Here is a 3,342-nt window from a genome sequence, read left to right as displayed (position 1 = left end):
CCTCCCCGAGCGGCAAAAATGACCATTTCTGCCGCTCGGGGACGGGTCAGGCGTCGCGGAGCAGGTCGGCGGGGGAGACCAGCCCGGTGCGGTAGGCGAGGACGACGGCCTGCACGCGGTCGCGCGAACCGGTCTTCGCCAGCACCCGCCCGACGTGCGTCTTCACCGTCGCCTCGCTGACGAACAGCCGCTGCGCGATCTCGGTGTTGGTGGCGCCGAGCGCCATCTGCACGAGCACCTCGCGCTCGCGCGGCGTGAGCTCGGTCAGCTCGGTCGCCGGTGCGGGGGCCGACCCGATCCCGCGGAGCATCGGCGCCACGTGCTGCAGCAGCCGCCGGGTGGAGCTGGCCGCGATCACCGAGTCGCCGGCGTGCACCGTGCGGACGGCGGCCAGCATCTCCTCCGGCGGCGCGTCCTTGAGCAGGAAGCCACTGGCCCCCGCGCCGATCGCGGCGACGACGTACTCGTCGAGGTCGAAGGTGGTCAGCACGACCACCCGCGGCGGGTCGGGCAGCGCGGTCACCTGCCGGGTCGCCTCGATGCCGTCGGTGCCGGGCATGCGGACGTCCATCAGCACGACGTCGGCCGCCGTGGCGCGCAGCAGGTCGACCGCCGCGGCGCCGTCGCCGGCCTCCCCGACCACGGTCAGGTCGGGCTGGGAGTCGATGACCATGCGGAACCCGGCGCGGACCATCTGCTGGTCGTCGACGAGCACCACCCGGATCACCGCGCACCCCCGAGCGGCAGGACCGCGTGCACCCGCCAGCCGCCGCCGGCGCGCGGGCCGGCCTCCAGCCGCCCGCGGTGCAGCTGCGCCCGCTCGTGCATGCCGCGCAGCCCCTGCCCGTGCCCGTCGCCCTCGGCCACCGCCGCCGCGGCGCCGCGGCCGTCGTCGAGCACCGACAGCTCGAGGGAGTCCGGGCGCCAGTGCAGCCGCACCCAGGCCCGCCCGGTCGGCCCGGCGTGCTTGAGCACGTTGGTCAGCGACTCCTGCACGATCCGGTAGGCGGCCAGCTGCGGACCGGCCGCCATCGGCCGCGGCTCGCCCTCCACGAGCAGGTCGACGTCGAGACCGCTGGCCCGGACGTCGTCGACGAGGACCGGGACCGCGGCGACGTCGGGCTGCGGCGCGTACTCCCCGGCCCGGTCCTCGCGCAGCACGCCGAGCAGGGCGCGCATGTCGGTGAGCGCCTGGCGGCCGGTGGCGGCGATCGCCTCCAGCGCGCCGGTGGCCGCCGCGGGGTCGGTGCGCCCGGCGTAGCGGCCGCCGTCGGCCTGCGCGATAACCACCGACAGCGAGTGCGCCACGACGTCGTGCATCTCACGGGCGATCCGGGCCCGCTCGGCGGTGGCGGCCAGCCGCATCTCCTGGTCCCGCTCGATCTCCAGCAGCCGCGCCCTCTCGGCCAGGCCGGCGATCTCGCCCAGCCGGGAGCGGCGCAGCCGGCCCAGGGCCCAGGCCGCGACGACGGCGACGCCGATCGCGCCCACGGTGACCAGCAACGCGTCCTCGGCGCCCGAGGACCACCAGCGCAGCGAGGCGAGCACGGCGCCGGCCAGGCCGAGCGCGAGCCCCGCCCGCGCCGCCCAGCGCGGCGCGTAGGCGGCCAGCGCGTAGACCATGAGCAGCGCGGCGACGTTGGCGGGCAGGAAGTCGGTACCCGCGACCAGCTCGAGCAGTCCCGCGCCCGTGACGACGGCGGCCGCGGGGACCGGGGCGCGGCGGCGCCAGGCCAGCGGGGTGACCAGCAGCACGCCGAGGAGGAACGCGGCGCCCTCGGACGGCCCGTACGACGTCGCCGGCGCGACGACGGTGACCAGGCCGACCAGCCCGGCGAAGGCGGCGTCGACGACGAACGGCCGGTCGCGCAGCGCCGCCGCCAGCTGCTCGAGGGGTGCGCGCTCGTCCATCGCGCCGAATCTAGGCAGCCCGGCACGCCCCGTCGTCCACCCGGGGGAGGACCCGCCCGTCGGACCACGGGGGGAGGCGGCTACTCCTCGTTCAGGTGCCGCAGCAGCGTCTCGCCGATGTCGCGCATCGCCGCGACCTGCTCGGGGGTGAGCTGGTCGAACAGGTGGGTGCGCACGCCCTCGACGTGGATCGGCGCGGCGCCCTCCAGCGCGGCGAAGCCCTCGTCGGTGAGGACGGCGAGCAGCCCGCGCCCGTCCTCGGCGCAGACCTGGCGGCGCACCCAGCCGCGTTCCTCGAGCCGGGACACCGCGTGCGAGAGCCGGCTGCGGGAGGACAGGCAGCGGTCGGCCAGCTCGCTCATCCGCATCTGCCGGCCGGGCGTCTCCGACAGCTGGACGAGGATCTCGTAGTAGGTGTGCGGGATGCCGGTGGCCCGCATGAGCTCGCGGTCGAGCCGGTCGTTGAGCAGCTGGGTGCTGTAGAGCCAGGCCCGCCAGGCCTTCTGCTCCTCGGCGTCGAGCCAGCGCGGCTCCCCGGCGGGCGGCCCGGCGGCGGCCCCCGCTCCGGGTGACACCTGTGTCGTCATGTCCGTCAGGGTACTGGCGGAATAGTCAAGCTCTCAACTACGCTACCGACCGCGGAAGCTCAAACGCTCAACCACCGAGAGGTCCCTCCCATGACCAGCACCACCGCCGTCCAGATCCCCGGCTACGTCGCCGGCACCTGGGACATCGACGCGACCCACTCCACCGTCGGCTTCTCCGTCCGCCACATGATGGTGAGCAAGGTCCGCGGCTACTTCACCAAGTTCTCGGGCGAGATCGTCACCGCCGAGGACCCGGCCGCCTCCACGGTCAACGCCACGATCGACATGGACTCGATCGACACCCGCCAGGAGCAGCGCGACGCGCACATCCGCTCCGCCGACTTCTTCGACGTCGGCAACCACACCGTCATGACCTTCCGCTCGACCGGCGTCGTCGCCGACGGCGAGGACTGGACCGTCCAGGGCGACCTGACCATCAAGGGCATCACCAAGCCGGTCACGCTGGCCCTCGAGCTCAACGGCTTCGGCCCCGACGCCTACGGCGGCTACCGCGCCGGCTTCAGCGCCAAGACCTCCATCTCCCGCAAGGCCTTCGGCGTCGACATCGACATGCCGATGGACGGCGGCGGCGTCGTCGTCGGCGACAAGATCGACGTCGAGCTCGAGATCGAGGCCGTGCTGCGCACCGCCTGATCCGCTCCCGAGGGCCCCGGACGCGCAGCACGCGTCCGGGGCCCTCGCGCGTCCGGGCTCACCTCCGTGGGGGCGGCGCGCCCCGCCCCCCCGCGGCCCGCCCCCCCCCCCCACCCCCCCCCCCCCCGGGGGGGGGCCGCCCCGGCCCCCGCGGGGCGGTCGACCCCGGCTGGCAACCCCCCCCGCCCCC

At 75.4% G+C, this 3,342-nt stretch carries 4 protein-coding genes; 1 reads left to right on the top strand and 3 read right to left on the bottom strand.

Annotation, left to right across the window (positions count from 1 at the left end):
• Positions 1 to 46 precede the first annotated feature (46 nt).
• The 3 genes from ACI8AR_RS23730 to ACI8AR_RS23720 form a co-directional block, all read right to left on the bottom strand.
• Complete coding sequence (locus ACI8AR_RS23730) at positions 47 to 727, bottom strand: response regulator (RefSeq protein WP_457053185.1); 681 nt, start codon at positions 725 to 727, stop codon at positions 47 to 49.
• The gene (locus ACI8AR_RS23725; protein WP_457053184.1) at positions 724 to 1,911 is read right to left on the bottom strand and encodes a sensor histidine kinase; all 1,188 of its coding nucleotides are present in this window, start codon (positions 1,909 to 1,911) and stop codon (positions 724 to 726) included. Before ACI8AR_RS23725 ends, ACI8AR_RS23730 begins: the two co-directional genes overlap by 4 nt.
• Before the next feature lie 80 nt (positions 1,912 to 1,991).
• Entirely contained in the window at positions 1,992 to 2,498 is a 507-nt protein-coding gene (locus ACI8AR_RS23720; protein WP_457053183.1) for a MarR family winged helix-turn-helix transcriptional regulator, read from the bottom strand.
• Between the two features lie 90 nt (positions 2,499 to 2,588).
• On the opposite strand from ACI8AR_RS23720, the gene ACI8AR_RS23715 reads away from it, so the two are divergent.
• Positions 2,589 to 3,152: a YceI family protein gene (locus ACI8AR_RS23715; RefSeq protein WP_457053182.1), complete on the top strand. Its 564-nt coding sequence runs from the start codon at positions 2,589 to 2,591 to the stop codon at positions 3,150 to 3,152.
• Positions 3,153 to 3,342 lie beyond the last annotated feature (190 nt).

The sequence above is a fragment of the Geodermatophilus sp. SYSU D01036 genome (assembly GCF_054050435.1).
Note: the sequence above shows the minus strand (reverse complement) of the source record. Positions and strands in the feature narration are given on the sequence as shown.